This is a genomic window from Methylophaga sp. (assembly GCF_965655755.1).
Taxonomy (GTDB): domain Bacteria; phylum Pseudomonadota; class Gammaproteobacteria; order Nitrosococcales; family Methylophagaceae; genus Methylophaga.
The window spans coordinates 46,311-63,748 of record NZ_CBFHHW010000007.1 but is presented as its reverse complement, the minus strand read 5'-3'; the positions used below and the strand labels follow the sequence as shown (position 1 = coordinate 63,748).

14 protein-coding genes are annotated in these 17,438 nt (G+C 44.9%); 10 read left to right on the top strand and 4 right to left on the bottom strand.

The genetic code is table 11. The annotated features are described in order from the left end of the window. Window positions 1-152 precede the first annotated feature (152 nt). Complete coding sequence (locus ACTF5U_RS04185; protein ID WP_438970385.1) at window positions 153-1,517, top strand: hypothetical protein; 1,365 nt, start codon at window positions 153-155, stop codon at window positions 1,515-1,517. A 96-nt stretch (window positions 1,518-1,613) separates the two neighbouring features. Continuing rightward, on the top strand, window positions 1,614-3,266 hold the full coding sequence (locus ACTF5U_RS04180) for a BCCT family transporter (RefSeq protein WP_438970384.1): 1,653 nt from the start codon (window positions 1,614-1,616) through the stop codon (window positions 3,264-3,266). Window positions 3,267-3,276: 10 nt separating this feature from the next. Here the strand turns inward: ACTF5U_RS04180 and ACTF5U_RS04175 are convergent, their stop codons facing one another. From ACTF5U_RS04175 to ACTF5U_RS04165, 3 genes are all read right to left on the bottom strand, one after another. Next, the gene (locus tag ACTF5U_RS04175; RefSeq protein WP_438970383.1) at window positions 3,277-3,999 is read right to left on the bottom strand and encodes a 3'-5' exonuclease; all 723 of its coding nucleotides are present in this window, start codon (window positions 3,997-3,999) and stop codon (window positions 3,277-3,279) included. Window positions 4,000-4,002: 3 nt separating this feature from the next. Further along, the gene (locus ACTF5U_RS04170; RefSeq protein WP_438970382.1) at window positions 4,003-5,898 is read right to left on the bottom strand and encodes a DUF294 nucleotidyltransferase-like domain-containing protein; all 1,896 of its coding nucleotides are present in this window, start codon (window positions 5,896-5,898) and stop codon (window positions 4,003-4,005) included. Window positions 5,899-6,326: 428 nt separating this feature from the next. Next, window positions 6,327-6,644, bottom strand: coding sequence for a PepSY domain-containing protein (locus tag ACTF5U_RS04165; protein ID WP_438970381.1), 318 nt, complete (start codon window positions 6,642-6,644; stop codon window positions 6,327-6,329). 117 nt (window positions 6,645-6,761) lie between these two features. Here ACTF5U_RS04165 and ACTF5U_RS04160 point away from each other — a divergent pair, with 117 nt between their 5' ends. Both ACTF5U_RS04160 and ACTF5U_RS04155 read left to right on the top strand, forming a co-directional pair. Further along, a complete protein-coding gene (locus tag ACTF5U_RS04160) occupies window positions 6,762-7,265 on the top strand; it encodes a MarR family winged helix-turn-helix transcriptional regulator (protein ID WP_438970380.1) in 504 nt (167 codons plus the stop codon). Between the two features lie 54 nt (window positions 7,266-7,319). Beyond that, window positions 7,320-7,763, top strand: coding sequence for a YybH family protein (locus tag ACTF5U_RS04155; protein WP_438970379.1), 444 nt, complete (start codon window positions 7,320-7,322; stop codon window positions 7,761-7,763). Window positions 7,764-7,824: 61 nt separating this feature from the next. On the opposite strand, the gene ACTF5U_RS04150 is transcribed toward ACTF5U_RS04155, so the two are convergent. After that, window positions 7,825-8,085 carry an EAL domain-containing protein gene (locus ACTF5U_RS04150; protein ID WP_438970378.1) on the bottom strand — a complete coding sequence of 87 codons (261 nt, stop codon included), beginning with the start codon at window positions 8,083-8,085 and terminating at the stop codon, window positions 7,825-7,827. Between the two features lie 356 nt (window positions 8,086-8,441). Here ACTF5U_RS04150 and nirB point away from each other — a divergent pair, with 356 nt between their 5' ends. From nirB to ACTF5U_RS04120, 6 genes are all read left to right on the top strand, one after another. Next, complete coding sequence (gene nirB / locus ACTF5U_RS04145) at window positions 8,442-10,874, top strand: nitrite reductase large subunit NirB (protein WP_438970377.1); 2,433 nt, start codon at window positions 8,442-8,444, stop codon at window positions 10,872-10,874. Between the two features lie 8 nt (window positions 10,875-10,882). Beyond that, entirely contained in the window at window positions 10,883-11,188 is a 306-nt protein-coding gene (gene nirD / locus ACTF5U_RS04140; RefSeq protein ID WP_438970376.1) for a nitrite reductase small subunit NirD, read from the top strand. 15 nt (window positions 11,189-11,203) lie between these two features. Then, a complete protein-coding gene (locus tag ACTF5U_RS04135; RefSeq protein WP_438970375.1) occupies window positions 11,204-13,852 on the top strand; it encodes a molybdopterin-dependent oxidoreductase in 2,649 nt (882 codons plus the stop codon). A 266-nt stretch (window positions 13,853-14,118) separates the two neighbouring features. Next, window positions 14,119-15,372, top strand: a complete 1,254-nt coding sequence (locus ACTF5U_RS04130) for a hypothetical protein (protein WP_438970374.1) — start codon at window positions 14,119-14,121, stop codon at window positions 15,370-15,372. 370 nt (window positions 15,373-15,742) lie between these two features. Next, window positions 15,743-16,606 carry a nitrate- and nitrite sensing domain-containing protein gene (locus ACTF5U_RS04125; protein ID WP_438970373.1) on the top strand — a complete coding sequence of 288 codons (864 nt, stop codon included), beginning with the start codon at window positions 15,743-15,745 and terminating at the stop codon, window positions 16,604-16,606. Between the two features lie 11 nt (window positions 16,607-16,617). Further along, on the top strand, window positions 16,618-17,226 hold the full coding sequence (locus ACTF5U_RS04120) for an ANTAR domain-containing response regulator (RefSeq protein ID WP_438970372.1): 609 nt from the start codon (window positions 16,618-16,620) through the stop codon (window positions 17,224-17,226). The last annotated feature ends 212 nt before the right edge of the window (window positions 17,227-17,438 follow it).

The window sequence follows — 17,438 nt, the reverse complement described above, 5'->3', positions numbered from 1 at the left end:
TGGCACGGATGAAGACGCGATGATTATGAGCCTATACACAGATAGCAGTTTGCACAGTTCAAGCTCGCTACTGTAGAGTTGATGTAAATTCACGGTTACTTATAAAGCAAGCGTGTACTCAACCATTAACCATAATTTATAAGATTCGATAAATGACCTTACTCACATACTGCCCTCCTGTTCGGGAAGAATTAAATTCAAACTCATCACTAAAAAAATGGGCTCATCTCCCTTTGTTGAGTCTTCTGCTTTTCACCTCAGGCTCGGCTTTTGCGGCTAGCGAGGCAGAACTCAAAGCGCGTATTCAACAGCTAGAAGCGGAATTAAATTCGGTCAATGCTGAACTTGAAAGCATGCAAACTGAAAATAAAGATCTGGCGGAAACCAATGCGAAGCTCACCGATGCTGACGCGCCCATTAAGATAGGAAATTGGACAGTGGGCGGCGCTATTCGTGCCATGTACACAGTAGGTGATTACACCGCCAATGATAGCGGTGCGCCAGGTCGTGCCTGGGAAGATGAAGGTAATGTTGGACTGGATACCCTGCGTGTGAACTTGGATTACAACAACGGACCTTACTCAGCTAAAATCGAATATCGTTGGTACGATGGCTATAATTTCTTGCATACCGGTTGGGTAGGTTACAGCCCTGACGACAACAGTCAGATTCAACTGGGTGTTAATCGCGTGCCTTTTGGTCCTGGCGCCTATGGTCTCTCACAGGCCTGGTTGTTCGACCAACACTATTACCTAGGCCTGTCAGATGATATGGACCTAGGGGTTAAATACAGTACACAACATGGTAAATGGGCGTGGGATGTGGCCTATTACGCCGGTGACGAAGGTCATTATGCTGGTGCCAGTCGTGATAGTGCCCGCTACTCCTATGATGTTGTCGATGAGTCTGGTGATGGCTATGAAGAACGCAATCAAATCAATGTTCGGGGTATCTATTCATTTAATAGCAGTGAGGATAGTTCAACCGACCTGGGTTTCTCACTGCAAGCAGGTGAACTGAAAAGCAACGGGGTACAATCCGATGGTGAACATTACGCCGCCTCGGTGCATATGGTCAATCAGTGGGGTAACCTTAAGTTAGCGACACAATTGACACGCTATGAATTTGATGTTGATGCTGACCAGGCGCTAGGTACAAATGACCTGGTGCAATTTGGTGCTTATGACTTTCCAAGTACAGCGGCTGCAAAAGGATGGGTACCTGCCGTCTCACTCAGCTATTACCAACCGACCAATAACATTGCCTGGCTAGACTACATGCTGCCTTATCTGGAATACAGTTCCATCGTGAAAGATCAGGGTGGATTCAACGACAGTGAAATGATCGTTGCCGGTGTGGCTTTGGCTCGTGGTGGTTGGTACATCTACAATGAAGTTGGCTTTTCCAACGGCAACGAGTTTGTCGGTGGTGATGCAGCCTTCGGCGATCGTCTCGGAGCCAACACCGACGACGACTGGCAGACCCGCTTCCTGATCAATTTCGGGTATTACTTTTAAGCCCAAATGTTTTAATCAACACCGCCAGCAGACGGTGTTGAATTTTTATAGTGTGCTTACACTCATACAAAAACGCTTTAATAAAAGGAGAGCAACGTGAGTAATCAATCCGATAACTCCGCTGAACCTCAATCAGCAGGTGTACCCGCACCTAATGGCGCAGCCAATTTGATCGATACTGATTATCAGATTGGACAAGATAACTACCGGGCCAAGCATTTGGGAATCAGCGTTGATCTCCATGGTGTTGTTTTTATCGTTTCAGCAATTGTTGTATTGGCTTTTGTTCTTCTGTCACTGGCTTTACCCGAACAATCCACCAGGATCTTCGAGGCCAGTAAAAATTGGATCAATAGCAACATGACATGGTTTTTCCTGTTGTCTGCCAACATATTCGTCGTCTTATGCCTGGGCTTGATTATTTCACCATTGGGTCGTATTCGCATCGGCGGGGCTGAGGCCAAGCCAGACTTTTCTCGGCTTTCCTGGTTTTCTATGCTTTTTGCAGCCGGTATGGGCATTGGACTGGTTTTCTACGGTGTATCAGAGCCGCTGTCTCACTATAACAGTGCTTTTGGGGGTACCAGCGTGGGCCCTGATGGTCTGAGAACCGATTGGGCACCACTCGGTGGGGCAGCCGGCGACCCTGAAGCTGCACGGCAGCTGGGTATGGCCGCCACAATTTTTCACTGGGGTCTGCACCCTTGGGCTATTTATGCCATTGTGGCGTTGTCACTGGCTATCTTCTCATTCAATAAAGGCTTACCGCTCACAGTTCGTTCTATCTTCTACCCCTTATTGGGGGAGAGAGTTTGGGGCTGGCCTGGTCACCTTATCGATATTTTGGCGGTGTTTGCGACACTCTTCGGTCTGGCAACCTCATTGGGACTTGGTGCGCAACAAGCGGCGTCGGGGTTAAATCATTTGTTTGGCGTAGGCGATGGAAATATAGTACTGGTTCTACTCATCGCGGCCATCACCTCTATCGCTATTATCTCTATTGTGGCCGGTGTCGACAAAGGGGTAAAACGGTTATCAGAAATTAACATGATACTGGCTTTTGCACTGCTCATGTTTGTGGTGTTTGTTGGTCCCACCTTGCTTATTGTTTCAAACTTCTTTTCTAACCTAAGCAGCTATTTCACTGAACTCCCGGCATTGTCGAATCCGTTTGGCCGTGAAGACGCTAACTTCAGTCAAGGCTGGACCACATTCTATTGGGCTTGGTGGATTAGCTGGTCACCTTTTGTGGGCATGTTTATTGCTCGAGTCAGTCGTGGTCGTACAGTGCGTGACTTTTTAATCTCGGTGCTATTGATTCCATCTATCGTCTCGGTTTTCTGGATGACCGCATTCGGCACCAATGCGATCACGCAACTACAGTCTGGCTTTGAGGGTGTTGTGTCAGCAGATCTGTCGCTAAAACTTTTTGTGATGCTGGAACAGCTTCCCCTCACTGAGATCACGTCGTTTATCGGCATAATCCTGGTCATTGTATTTTTTGTCACCTCTTCAGACTCCGGCTCATTGGTTATCGATACCATTACTGCCGGTGGCAAAATCGACGCACCTAAACCACAGCGTGTGTTCTGGGGGGTTATCGAAGGTGCTATCGCTGTCGCCTTGCTGCTGGGTGGTGGACTCGCTGCATTACAAGCGGCATCCATCTCTGCAGGTCTGCCTTTCACAATCGTGCTACTGGTAGGTTGTTATGCTATTGTTCGCGGCTTAATGACCGAGCCTAGGTAGCCTGACCAATTCAATCCCACAATTGGCCAATGGCCGTTGTGGGAGAGTAATGCCTGGCCACCTGAGCTAAAAAGAGTTCAGCCGTGGCCATGGCATCTACCTTGGCATGGTGAGCTGAATATGGCGGCAAACCATACCGTTGTCGACTATCATCGAGTCGAATGGACACAGGCTGTATACCCAACGTTTCTTTCAACTGGTTTTTCCAACCTTTGCGCTCCCAACGCGCTTCGATTGCCATCGTATCAATCAATGGGAATAAACAATGTTCTCCCCATAATTTATGGCAGGCCAAGTCCAGAAAAGGTCGCTCTATATGTTGGTAATGAACAACGACTACACAACCACTCAAACGCTCCAACAACTCATCTAACACTATTTCCAACGGCGGTGCAGTGTCTACTTGAGAGTGAGTAATACGATGAAAGGCAATAGACTCTTCAGACAAACTACACTTCGGCTTCACCACCTGATAATAACCCTCGGATGGTCGAATACTTCGCATGGTAAAAGGCACTAGACCGAAGCTAACTATTTCATTGTACTTAGGGTCTAATCCAGTCGTTTCAAAATCCAGGGCCACAAACGACACTTCCGACAGAGGCATTTCAGGATCCGTCAGCGGCATTTTATAAAAGCGCTGTAGTGTCGGATTGACACAAGCCTTCGCCTGCTGGGCTTGATAACGCTGCCACTCGTCAATCACACTCTGTTGCGATCGTTTTCTAAACATTCATTAAGCCGAGTAAGGGTAACGATAACGAAGAAAATTCTGTGCATTATTGACCACTTGGAAAGCCTCTTTCAGATTGTGCCGCTCTGTTGTATCAATATTTTCTGGTTCAATAGCATTGTCCATAGGCTCATCATTCTGTAGTTCAAGCGCTTGATGACGCATGCGTACTAAAGCAATAAACTCCAACGCATAGTGCAGTTTATCGACCTGGCCAGCAGGCAAAATATTTGCCTGTTCAATATCCCGCAAACGGTCAACACTGTTCTGAGCCCGTGAACCAACCGCTAACGCATGAACACGAATCACATCCGTTATAGGAGCCAGACCTCGACCCTTGATATTAATCACCTTGTGCTGACGACCGTCGGTTTCCATTACAAAGGTACGAAAGAAACCCAAAGGGGGTCTTCGATTCAATGTATTACGCGCCATCGCACCCAAAAAGCGAGGATTATGACGCGCTTTGGTTGCAATCATATCTTGCAGGTTTTCCACTAAATATTCTTCGCCATACACAGCATCCAGATCGAAAAAAATACAGCTGTGTAAAAGCCGTTGAGGATCGGGGTCGGCAATCCATTCATCGAAATAGCGTCGCCATTGTGCGAGGGGCTGACGCCATTGATCATTGGTGGCCATAATGCCCCCTTTACAGTATTCGTAGCCACAGGCATCCAAACCATCGCTGACTTTTTGCGCCAACATTTTAAAGTATTCATCGTGCTGCTTTGGATCGAAACTATCATGTAATAAAAGCGCATTATCCTGATCCGTTATTACCGATTGCTCGTGGCGAGCCAGAGAACCATGCACCATAAAACAATAAGGTATAGGCGCGGGTCCTAATTCATCTTCAGCCAGCTCGATCAAACGCCGCATCAGGCTACGTCCGATACTGGACATAGCATCGCCAATCATCTTTGCGTTCGAGCCAGCTTCTACCAGGCGTATGAAAGCGGCGCGTATTTCTGGAACCAATCGTGACAAATCACGCACTGAGTTCCGGCTAAAAATATTACTCGCCAAATAGAGGCTGCTGTTGGTTTCGTAACGAACAATATCAGACAGATGTAAAACACCAACCGGGCGACGTCGATGCAGCACTGGCAACCGCTGAATATGATTACGCAACATCGTCAACATGGCTTCGTTGACCGACTCATCAGACTGAATAGTAATTAAGCGGCCATCACTAAGTTGACCTATCGACTCATCCGTTTTGACTCCGGCAGCAACAACCTGAGACCTTAAATCTTCATCGGTGACCATGCCTTTCAGCCGCCAGAGTCCGCCCTCATCACCTCTAAAGACGCCATCACTATCTTCCTCGTCTGCGGGCTCAATTAAAAGCACTGATGAGACCACGTTTTCAGTCATCAGCCGAGCGGTCTCCTGAATCGACACTGTGGTTTCCACCATCAGGGGCAAACGACTGATCAACTTTCGTACCCGCGTCGTCATCAAGTCATTTTCACGCAAGCTCTCGTCTACGGTGCTTTTCAAGCGTGAACCAGACAGCTCCACAAAATCAGCAAAGCTATCATTGTCACAGAGGCGATCAAAACTAGTCTTGGGGATTTGATAAAGCAAGGTATCCTCTATGGCCTTTACCGGAAAGCGGACTTTACCTTGTCGCAAAAGACCAAATTGACCAAAAATATCCCCTTCTTCTAAACGGTTATAGAGCTCACCATTGTAGTGATAGGTCTCGACAGCGCCGCTACGAATATAGGAGAGTTCGTGGATAGGTTGTCCTTGCTCGAGGATTACCGAGTCTGCCTTAAAATAGGTAATCTCAATATTGCCCACGACATCATCTAACAACTCATCCAGCAACTTATCAAAAGGGGGGTGTTGACTCAGGTGATCGCGTATTTCTCTAAGTTCTGCTTCCATGAAAGTCTCTAATAAAAGAATGGTAATGGGCGATTACCCATAGCGACAAACTAAACTATGAATAGCGGTCAAGTAAAACTGGCCACCACTCAGGTCAACCAGAACTTCAATTCTTTGGCGTTTGTCGATAAAACGTCATTATGTTGGTGAGGCCTGACTCAGCCATAATAAATGATCATATAGCTAATCACAGCATGCTTCTACTCAACTAAAGAACGATGACCTCTTTTATGCAACCATTGTGTCTTAAAACTTTTAAAAAATCGTTGTATTGGGCATCGCCCCTCAATAGTTCCGACACCAGGAAGCGGGTTGGGACTCGCTATCGTTTTTGATAACGTTGAATGTTATGAGGGGAATTGGTTATTGGAACAAGCAGAGGAAGGAGGACTGCAGGTGACACTGCACCTGCAGTCTTTTCTTTCGAATTAGAACCAGTCTTTTTCAATTTTACGTACTTCGCCTGTTTTGGCATCAATGTAGACTTCCCATTCATTGGCATCTGCATCGACGATTTCAAATTCATAATCCCAGCCTTTTTTGAAGTCACGATCTTCTAAATCCGCATCCTCAATGACACCGGGTTTGGCTTCGAGAGCTTTGGCCTTAGCCTCTTCAAAGCTAATCAAGCCCAAACCTTCAGATAAAGTCTTCATTTCACGCATATCATCATCAGCTTGTGCAATCCCTGCTGTAGTAGCCAGGGCCATCAGACTGCTTAAGGTTACTGCTGTAAAAGTTTTCATTTTGTTCTCCTTTGTTAATGAACGGTTCCTATACTAAAAACCGAAACTTAAACGAAGCTGAATCCTTATTTGAAATAATCATTTACATTTAGTTAGCTGGCTAACTATAATAAACTCATGCTACACGTTAAAGATTTACCCGATGCAGAGATACTGAAAAAGTTCGCAGAACGTTATCCGGATGCGAATGTCGATCAGATTCTACAGTTTCTGACTTTTTTACGAGTGGCTTCTGACTTATCTAATGGATTGGATCAGTTCCTGGCTAAGCATCAGCTTCTGCAGGGGCGATGGTGGGTTTTGATTTTATTGATGCGTGAAGATGACTTAATTTCCACACCTTCCAAACTGGCAAAACAGGCGGGAGTGAGTCGTGCCACAATGACCGGTTTACTTAATGGTCTACAACGAGATGAATTAGTCACGCGGCTCACAGCGAATAATGATCGTCGCCAAAGTAGAGTCAAATTAACGGAGAAAGGACAAGGCAAGCTTGATGAGGTCATGCCGGATTACTACCAGCGTTTGAATCATTTAATGTCGGTTTTAACTGAAACAGAGGGTGAGAATTTCATGGACGCCCTGTTACAGTTAAAAAATCAACGTCAGGTTTTCGAGTAAGAATTTTTTAACCAAATAGTTAGCTAACTAACTATAACTCTATGGAGATAAACGATGAGAAATATTTTTGTTATTGCAGCAGTATTAATAATGAGTTTTCAGGTAAACGCAGCAGAGTTATTACCTCAAAACATCGTGAAAAATGCCAACCAGCAGTGGAACAGCGCCTTGAATGACGGCAAGATTGATAGATTAGTGACGCTGTATGCAGAGGACGCAACGCTGTCACCGGGTAATGGTGAAGTACTAAAAGGGCACGCTGAAATTGAAAAATTGTTTGCCGGATTTATACAAAATGGCGTGCATAATCACCAGATTGAAACTATTGATGTTATGGCTACTGATAAGCAAATCACACAGCTCGCATATTGGCAGGCCAATGGCGTCGATGCAGAACAGAATACTGTACAGTTTGGTGGAGTGCTCGGCATTGTATTCGAAAAAAACAACGCCGATGAGTGGAAAATGAAGTCACATATCTGGAATACAAAACCCTAAGCGATTTCTGATGCAGTCACAAGGACGTGTCTGCAAGATCAGAAAGCCGCTGACGAATGACTCACATAGTCACTTTTTGCTGAGTAACATCATATTCTGATGACAGAATATACGGCGTTGGTCTTCTTATGTGATAGCCCTGAGCGTAGGTAATACCGATTTCACGTATTGCATCCAGAACTGCTTCACTCTCTACATACTCTGCAATCGTGGCCGCGTTGAGTTCGTGTGCAAGCATTGAGATGCATCTGACCACAGCGTGATCTTTCTGGTTATCAACCATATTGGCAACAAATTCACCGTCGATACCGTCGATTTTCACAAAATCGGTACGAAATGATTAATGATCAGATTTGATTTTCATCAGAATTTTATTGGGGATTTAGTTTTGTTTCACAGAAAAAGATGCACCAAAAATAAACAGATAATGTAAGTAACTAATATTAATAGAGAAAAAAATAACATTAAGAAGTAGCGGAACGCCATCCTTGCTGGAACTCATAGTCTAAAATCGTTTTGCATCAATAAGTACCAGAGATGCTTCAGCTTGGTGCGTAAATAAGTAAGTGATGCACCAATTAAGCGCTTTCCATAATAAGTATTTCCAATGATATCAATAATTTAATAAATGGCACGGTCATTGCCATAGTATTAAAATAGTTATTATCGGAGAGATCCATGAGAGAAAAATTAGTCCTTATTGGTAATGGAATGGCCGGGGTACGGACGCTTGAAGAACTGCTTAAGCTCGCCCCCGAAAAGTACGACATTACTGTTTTTGGTGAAGAGCCTTACGGCAACTATAACCGCATCATGTTATCGCCAGTGCTGGCGGGTGAGAAAACCATAGATGAAATCATGATTAATGACATGCAGTGGTACGACGACAATAACATCACGCTGCATGCCGGTAAGAAAATCACCAAAATAGATCGTGTTAAACGTCAGGTTATTTCGGATGATGGCACGGTTGAAAGTTATGATCGTCTACTTCTGGCAACGGGATCCAGACCCTTTATGTTGCCACTTCCCGGTGCTGATTTACCCGGCGTTATTAGTTTCCGTGACATTAAAGATGTTGACGAGATGCTGTCGACATCTAAAACGCATAAGAAAGCCGTTGTTATCGGTGGTGGTCTTCTCGGTCTTGAAGCAGCCAATGGTTTAATGCTGCAAGGGATGGACGTCACCGTTGTTCATATCAGCGGTATTTTAATGAATCAGCAGTTGGATAAGCCCGCATCAGATTTAATGCTGGAAGAGTTGAAAGGAAAAGGGCTGAAATTTCTGATGAATCATGCGACTGAATCCATTGATGGTGATGGCCGTGTTGAGAAACTTACTTTTAAAGATGGCAGTGAGATTGATGCTGATCTGGTAGTAATGGCTGTGGGTATCCGTCCAAACATTGAGTTGGCTGAATCTGCTGGTATTCATTGTGACCGCGGTATCGTCGTTGACGACACGATGCAGACATTTGATCCAACCATCTACTCTGTGGGTGAATGTGTGCAGCATCGGAATCAGACCTTTGGTCTGGTTGCGCCTTTATTTGAACAGTCCAAAGTCTGTGCGAATCATCTGGCACAAATGGGTATCGCCCGTTATATCAGTTCTGTGACTTCAACCAAATTGAAAGTGACGGGGATCGATTTATTCTCGGCTGGTGACTTTAACGGTGATGAGGACACCGAAGACCTGGTATTCAAAGATGCGGCGCGTCATGTCTACAAAAAACTTGTTGTCAGAGACGATCGTCTCATTGGTGTGGTGTTGTATGGCGATACCAGTGATGGCACCTGGTATTTCCAATTAATGCGTGATGCAACCGATATTTCTGATATCCGTGAAAACATGCTGTTTGGTCAGCATCATCTTGGGGATTCAGGCCATGGCGCAGCTAACTCGACCGATAATTTACCGGACGATGCAGAAATTTGTGGTTGTAACGGTGTGTGCAAAGGCGATATCACCAAAGCCATCTCTGAACATAGTCTGTTCAGCCTGGATGAAGTTAAAGCACACACTAAAGCATCAGCTTCATGTGGCTCTTGTACCGGCCTTGTAGAACAAATTCTGGCTTCAGCATTAGGCTCAGACTTTAATGACACACCAAGTAAAAAGCCGATGTGTGGTTGTACTGATCTGTCACACGATGAAGTTAAGACGGCTATCAAAGAGCAGGAATTATTGAATATTCCTCAGTTGATAGAAGCCTTGGAATGGAAAAATCCAGATGGTTGTCATTCATGTCGTCCTGCGTTGAACTATTATATGTTGAGTGCATGGCCCAGCGACTATCAGGATGATCCGCAGTCTCGTTTCATTAATGAGCGGGTGCATGCCAATATCCAAAAGGATGGAACCTATTCCGTTGTTCCACGTATCTGGGGTGGTGTGACCAATCCGGGTGAGTTAAGGGCTATTGCTGACATTTCAGAAAAATATGATGTGCCTACGGTGAAAATCACCGGTGGTCAGCGTATTGATCTTTTAGGCGTGAAAAAAGATGATTTGCCAAAAATGTGGGCGGATCTAAGCGAGGCGGGTTTTGTTTCGGGCCACGCCTACGGTAAATCATTGCGTACGGTTAAGACCTGTGTCGGTAGTGAATGGTGTCGTTTTGGTACTCAGGATTCAACCGGTCTTGGAATCAAACTTGAAAAAATGACCTGGGGTAGCTGGACACCGCATAAATTCAAAATTGCGGTATCAGGTTGTCCAAGGAATTGTGCTGAAGCAACCATTAAAGATATCGGTGTGGTGTGTGTTGATTCTGGCTATGAACTTCATGTTGGTGGAAACGGCGGTATCAAAGTTCGAGCAACTGACTTCCTGTGCAAAGTTGCAACAGAAGAAGAAGCCATGGAATATGTGGCTGCATACATGCAGTTATACCGTGAGGAAGGGCATTATCTTGAACGCACTGCCCCATGGATAGAGCGTGTAGGTTTGAATCATGTTCAGGCGCTCGTCGTTGAAGATGACAAAAACCGTAAGCTTCTGGCTGAACGTTTTTATGAGTCGCAAAAGAATGCTCAGAATGATCCCTGGGCAGAACAAGCGGCTAAGCACAAAGAAAACTATATTCCCATTAAACAAGTAAGTTAGAGGTAAGCATGAGCTGGACTGAAGTTGGCCCACTGGCCGATATTCCAAATAAAGGGTCGCGTGTCTTAGTGACTTCTGACGGCGACGTAGCCGTATTTAGAACTGCAGGCGATGAAGTCTTTGCATTATTTGACCGTTGTCCACATAAACAAGGTCCCTTATCTCAGGGTATTGTTTATGATAATCGCGTAGCCTGCCCATTACATAATTGGGTCATTGATATGGAAAGTGGTCAAGCGACCGGACCGGATGAGGGCTGCACACGTACCTTTGAAACTAAAGTCGAAAACGGTGTGGTTTATATTTCGCTATAAAAAGAGTTAATTGTTTTGGGTAAAGAACACACTATTCAAACTACCTGTCCTTATTGTGGTGTCGGTTGTGGTGTCTTGGCGACGCCACAAACCGACGGCACAGTTACTGTTGAGGGCGATCCAAACCATCCGGCAAACTTGGGACGCTTATGTTCTAAAGGTTCAGCTTTGGGGGAAACAGTCGACCTTGGCAATAGACTGTTACACCCCAAAATAGATGGTAAACGGGTGACCTGGGATAATGCTCTCGACACGGTAAGCCGGAAATTCAAAGACATTATTGCCAGACACGGGCCTAATTCCGTGGGCTTCTATGTGTCTGGTCAGGTCTTGACGGAAGACTATTACACAGCCAATAAGCTGATGAAAGGATTTATTGGCAGCGCTAACATCGATACCAATTCGCGTTTATGTATGTCCTCTGCAGTGGCGGGTTACAAACGTGCATTTGGAAGTGATTCAGTTCCATGTAGTTATGAAGATCTGGAACTTGCTGATTTAATTGTCATTACAGGTTCGAACCTTGCCTGGTGTCATCCAGTACTTTTTCAGAGAATTGTAAAAGCAAAGCAAGATCGACCGGAAATGAAAGTGGTGGTGATCGACCCTCGTAAAACAGCCACATGTGAATTGGCCGATCTGCATTTACCTCTTCGACCCGGCAGTGATGCGACCTTATTTAATGGCCTGCTAAATTATCTGAAGAAAGAAGATTATCTGGATTTGGATTTCCTTGAGCAGCATGCTGAGGGTTTTTCAGCTGCATTGAAAGCGGCAAAAGAGTCGGCTGGAAATATTCCTCAAGTATCGGCTGTTACGGAACTTCCTGAAGAAGATATCATTAAGTTTTACCAGCTGTTCGCGTCCACTGAAAGAGCGATCACTCTGTATTCGCAGGGCGTGAATCAGTCGACTTCTGGAACAGATAAAAGTAACAGTATTCTCAATTGTCACATCGCAACAGGCCGGGTAGGTAAACCAGCGATGGGTCCTTTTTCCATTACCGGTCAACCTAATGCTATGGGTGGGCGTGAAGTAGGGGGCTTGAGTAATCAGCTCGCCGCACATATGGAAATCACGAATCCAGAACATCACGATCGCGTTTCCCGTTTCTGGGAGACGGAGCAACTGGCTACTGAAAATGGTGCCAAGGCAGTGGATTTATTTAACGATATCTACGACGGTAAAATTAAAGCCGTTTGGATCATGGCAACTAATCCCGTAGTGAGTCTACCTGATGCCGATAAGGTAAAAGCCGCACTGGAGAAATGTGAACTGGTGGTGGTCTCGGAATGCGAAACGAATACGGATACGACTGAACTTGCAGATATTTTGCTACCAGCTGCAGCCTGGGGAGAAAAAGACGGTACGGTAACAAATTCGGAACGACGCATTAGTCACCAACGTAAATTTTTACCGGTACCGGGTGAGGCGAGACCTGATTGGTGGATCATCACTCAAGTTGCCAGAAAAATGGGGTTTGAAAAAGCCTTTCAGTTTGAAAAACCAGTTGATGTCTTCAGGGAGCACGCACGTTTATCGGCATTCGAAAATGACGGCAGTCGTGACTTTGATTTAAGTGGTTTAGCTGATATCACAGATGAAGCGTTTGAAAATCTAGCACCGATTCAATGGCCTGTTAACGAGACTGCACCAGCAGGCACTGCTCGTATGTTTATTGATAGAAAGTTTTTCACGCCCAGTGGTAAGGCCAGGATGGTGCCGATTGAACCAAAACTGCCTGAAAACAAGACGTCCGATGAATACCCACTTGTTCTTAATACAGGTCGCATTCGGGATCAATGGCATACGATGACGCGAACCGGTCGTGCGGTGAGATTGAACGCTCATATCCCGGAACCGATGGTGCAGATTCATCCGGTTGATGCACAAAACTGGGATCTGGTTGGTGGTGCGCTGGCCAAAGTTACCAGCAAGCTGGGCAAAATGATTGTTCGTGTGGTTATCACCGAGGAACAAAGACCGGGTAGTGTATTCGTTCCCATTCACTGGAGTAATCAGTCGGCTTCTATGGCACGGGTTGATGCGTTAGTGTCAGCTGTTGTTGATCCTATTTCCGGCCAGCCTGAGTCTAAGCACACACCAGTCAATATTCGTCCTTATAAGCCGGTATGGCATGGGTTTATTCTGTCCCGCCATCCGCTTTCGGTTAAAGATGCCAACTATTGGGTTAAAGTTCGTGGCGCACAATTCTGGCGCTATGAAATTGCTGGGGAGCAAGAAATGCAGCACCCTGATGTATGGGCTCAAAAACACTTGGGGACGGATGGTGAGTGGCTCGACTTTATAGATAAAAAAGCCGGACGCTATCGCGCCGGAGTCATCGTTGGCAATCGCCTTGAAGGTGTTGTATTTATTGCACCTCACCATGACTTGCCAGCACGTTCTTGGTTATCACAACTCTTTACATCCCCAAGCCTGACGGATGAAGAGCGTTATAGTTTGCTGGTGGGGCAGCCTGGAAAAGGTCAGAAAGATAGTGGCGCTATTGTCTGTTCCTGTTTTGGCGTCGGTGAGAATACACTGAAAGACGCTATTTCCAGTGGTGAGCTTGATTCAGTTGATGCCATTGGTGCCAAACTCAATGCGGGCACCAACTGTGGATCCTGTATTCCTGAGCTTAAAAAACTACTCGGTCACTGATTCAGTGGCCCGATGTAGTGCATCATTTATTTAAATAAGTATTCTATTGGTGCATTTCAAATCCCTTTCCATTATGCAATTATAAAAAATATTTAAAAAACAATAAGATAAGAAGTTGGCATCATGGTTGCAAAACAACAGTCAGTGACTCTGCAACGGTGCAATCATAAAACTTAATAATATATTTCTTTAAACCAAGGTAACGAAGCCATGATCTTCATTTAATGAAGTCGTGGCTTTTTTTATGAGGATAAAACATGCCACGTATGAAAAAATTGACTGCCCTGACTATTATGGCTTCCGGTCTCAGTAGCTTTGCTTTTTCTCCAGCAACTGTTCAAGCCGAAGATGCGTTTATGGATGCATTGACCGGGGGAAAGGTCAGCTTCTCAGCGCGTGCACGCTACGAGAATGTTGATGATGGAAATAACGCTACTAAAGATGCTGATGCTTACACCTTGCGTACCACGTTAGGATATAAAACTGGCGTGTTTCATGGTTTCAGTGGTTTTGTTGAGTTTGAAGATGTTTCACATCTGGGATCCGATAATTTCAACGCGGCAGGTACCAATGGCGAAGGCGATTACGCTATTGTGGCGGACCCGGAAGGGACTGAAGTAAATCAGGCCTATCTGGCATACAATAACTTTGATTCCACCTTTAAATTTGGTCGCCAAATTATCACTTATCGTGATGCGCCATTTCACAGGTACATAGGTACAGTAGGTTGGAGACAAAACTGGCAGACTTTTGATGCGTTCACCATCGTCAACAAATCGCTACCAGATACGACCATAAGCTATGCCTATCTGAACCAGGTACATACCATTTTTGGTGAAGACCGAACGGTCGCTCCAATCCTTAATGATGGTGATATCGACATGGATAGCCACTTATTCAATATCCAGTACAGTGGTCTGCCTATCGGTACGCTGGAAGGTTATACCTATCTACTCGATTATGAGGACGCAGTTGATGACAACAAAAATTCAACCGCGACCTATGGCTTGAGACTGGCAGGTGGTCAATCAGTTAATGACGACTTCAAAGTCATTTATACCGCCGAGTATGCGACGCAGGACGATTACGCTGAGGGGGAGATGGATCAGCAGAATTATTACCTGCTTGAACTGGGCGGTAAATATAAAGGTTGGTTGTTGAAACTCTCACATGAAGTGCAAGAGGGTGATGGTGTAGATGCGTTCAGAACACCACTCGGAACCAATCATGCTTACCAAGGCTGGGCAGATAAATTCCTGAGTACACCAGCACAAGGTCTGGAAGATACTTACGTCACTTTAGTCGGAAATGTAATGGGGGCAAAATTGGTTGCCGTTTACCATGACTACGAAACCGATGAGAACAGCCTGGATGCGGGTGATGAATTCGACGTAATGTTGGCGAAAACTTTCAAAAAGCATTACACCTTGGGTGTGAAATATGCTGACTATAATGCGGATGATGAGTTTGGTGGCACAGACACCGAAAAATTCTGGCTTTGGGGTCAAGTTAAATTCTAATTTTGAAATAGCAGAAAGATTAAAAAGCCGGGCTTAGCCCGGCTTTTTTGTATCGGATATAAAGATAAGTTGCACCACATTTGTTCACCTCCTACTTCCTGACACCAAGATGTAGCATTGATAAATAAGATCAATTTCATAAGCTTATGAATTTAAAGTAAAAAACACTTGGCACAGCTTATGCAAATCCATTGATGTTACTAACTTGCAGGAGGCTGTTATGGGATATCTGATTGATTTTATGTATCTGCTGAAAGAGTTGGTGAAATTAGTATTCATGGTCATGATTTCACCGTTGGGCATCATGGCTGGTTTTCTGGCAGCTTGGGATTAATCAGGCAGGCTAGACCTATTTCATTGGAGAGCAAAGATGTATCCGATGTTTGTCGGTGGTTTCACCGTTCTATGTTTGATTTTTCTGATTGGTCGTTTCGTTTCCCTGAGAAAACAGGAGCGTAACCGAATTGAACAAGGTATTGTTCTGACGGTGCATCTGAAACGTATTATCGATAGTTGTCAGAAGCATCGTGGTACAAGCAATGCCATTAACCAGGGAAATAACAAACTCAAACCCCAACTGGTTAATTTGCAGAGCGACATCGATCGTCTGGTTCAGAGCAACTACAGTGATAATTTGCAGCGTTTTCCGCAATGGGAATCATTTGCCGAACATTGGCCAAGACTGAAAAGGCATGCGCTTGCTGGTGATCTCAAATCACATAATCTGGTTCGGCAACATAGCTTAATGATCGATGGTCAGCTGTCATTACTTGATGATGTTATGCGTGATCACGATTTACATCGCATGATGCTGGATCGAACTACGCGTGTTTCTGAGGTGTGTCTGGATACGCTTCGTGTCGCTGAGACAGTGGGACAGACTCGTGCTATCGGTTCTGGTATATGTGCACACGGTACATGCGAGGGGGCGGACAGGATTATTATTGATTTTCTTAGAATTTCGGTCCAAAACACAACGCAAGAATTGCTTAAAGAAATTAACAGTATCAAAAATGATGACTTGCAAAGTAAGTTGCAGGGGGCTTCTCACTCGATTAAAAGCACAGTTGAAAAGTTGGTCGACATGGTCGAAACACAAGTGCTCAAAGAGGGACGTCTGCAGATTGATACAAATGACTATTTTAATCTTTCCACCCGGGCTATTGATGAAGTGCTGAAAGTGTTCGGCATCATCATCCACTATGCCTCTCACCAACACAGAAGAATGATATGAGCACTGTCGCTATGAATTCCACTGCCGATGCGATTAATACCATTGTTATCAGTGAGCAGCCTTTATTGACAACCAAGCTTGAAAAGGCGCTGGCGAACACTGGCTACAACATTATTTTTGAAGGTAACACACTACAGCAATTACTTTCTTTGAAGTGGAGTGTTGAACCGGAGTTAATCATTGCCATCATGGACACCAGTGATAAACAGGTATTAAACAAGTTCAAGGTTATTAATGAGCAATTCCCGCTCCCTATTGTGATCTTTACTCATGATGACCGGGATGATGCCATCGAGCAGGCGATTGAGGCCGGCGTCAGTGCTTATATTGTCGATGGCTTACGCGAGGATAGGGTGCAGCCCATTTTGCGAACTGCATTAGCCCGATTCAAACAATATCAGACGATGCAAAATCAGCTAAAAGAATTGAAAACATCACTGGCGGATCGAAAAGTGATTGACCGTGCCAAAGGTTTGATTATGGAGCAACGTCAATGCACTGAAGATGAAGCCTATCGCATGCTGCGTAGTTCGGCGATGAATCAGAATATGCGTCTGGCCCAATTGGCCCAGAATATTCTGGCCACGGCTAATTTGCTTGAACCGAAAAAAACAGTCTGAATTCCTGCGCACCAGTCGAGTGCGTTAGTCGATACAGACAACTAAAACTGTGCAGATGTTGCAGGCGATAGTTTAAGAAAAAATATAAACATCTGATATTTAACAATAAAAAATTAGGTATTTAGTTGGCATATTACCTGCAAACTATACTCCGAGTCACAACCCAACGACGGGTAACCTTAAAAAATTAAATATGGATAAAGACGTCCTCG

Bases quoted from the DNA above. Each gene is read 5' to 3' on its own strand.
- ACTF5U_RS04185 (WP_438970385.1), top strand. From the start codon at position 153: ATGACCTTACTCACATACTGCCCTCCTGTTCGGGAAGAATTAAATTCA.
- ACTF5U_RS04175 (WP_438970383.1), bottom strand. From the start codon at position 3,999: ATGTTTAGAAAACGATCGCAACAGAGTGTGATTGACGAGTGGCAGCGT.
- ACTF5U_RS04170 (WP_438970382.1), bottom strand. From the start codon at position 5,898: ATGGAAGCAGAACTTAGAGAAATACGCGATCACCTGAGTCAACACCCC.
- ACTF5U_RS04165 (WP_438970381.1), bottom strand. From the start codon at position 6,644: ATGAAAACTTTTACAGCAGTAACCTTAAGCAGTCTGATGGCCCTGGCT.
- ACTF5U_RS04160 (WP_438970380.1), top strand. From the start codon at position 6,762: ATGCTACACGTTAAAGATTTACCCGATGCAGAGATACTGAAAAAGTTC.
- ACTF5U_RS04155 (WP_438970379.1), top strand. From the start codon at position 7,320: ATGAGAAATATTTTTGTTATTGCAGCAGTATTAATAATGAGTTTTCAG.
- nirB (WP_438970377.1), top strand. From the start codon at position 8,442: ATGAGAGAAAAATTAGTCCTTATTGGTAATGGAATGGCCGGGGTACGG.
- nirD (WP_438970376.1), top strand. From the start codon at position 10,883: ATGAGCTGGACTGAAGTTGGCCCACTGGCCGATATTCCAAATAAAGGG.
- ACTF5U_RS04130 (WP_438970374.1), top strand. From the start codon at position 14,119: ATGAAAAAATTGACTGCCCTGACTATTATGGCTTCCGGTCTCAGTAGC.
- ACTF5U_RS04125 (WP_438970373.1), top strand. From the start codon at position 15,743: ATGTATCCGATGTTTGTCGGTGGTTTCACCGTTCTATGTTTGATTTTT.
- ACTF5U_RS04120 (WP_438970372.1), top strand. From the start codon at position 16,618: ATGAATTCCACTGCCGATGCGATTAATACCATTGTTATCAGTGAGCAG.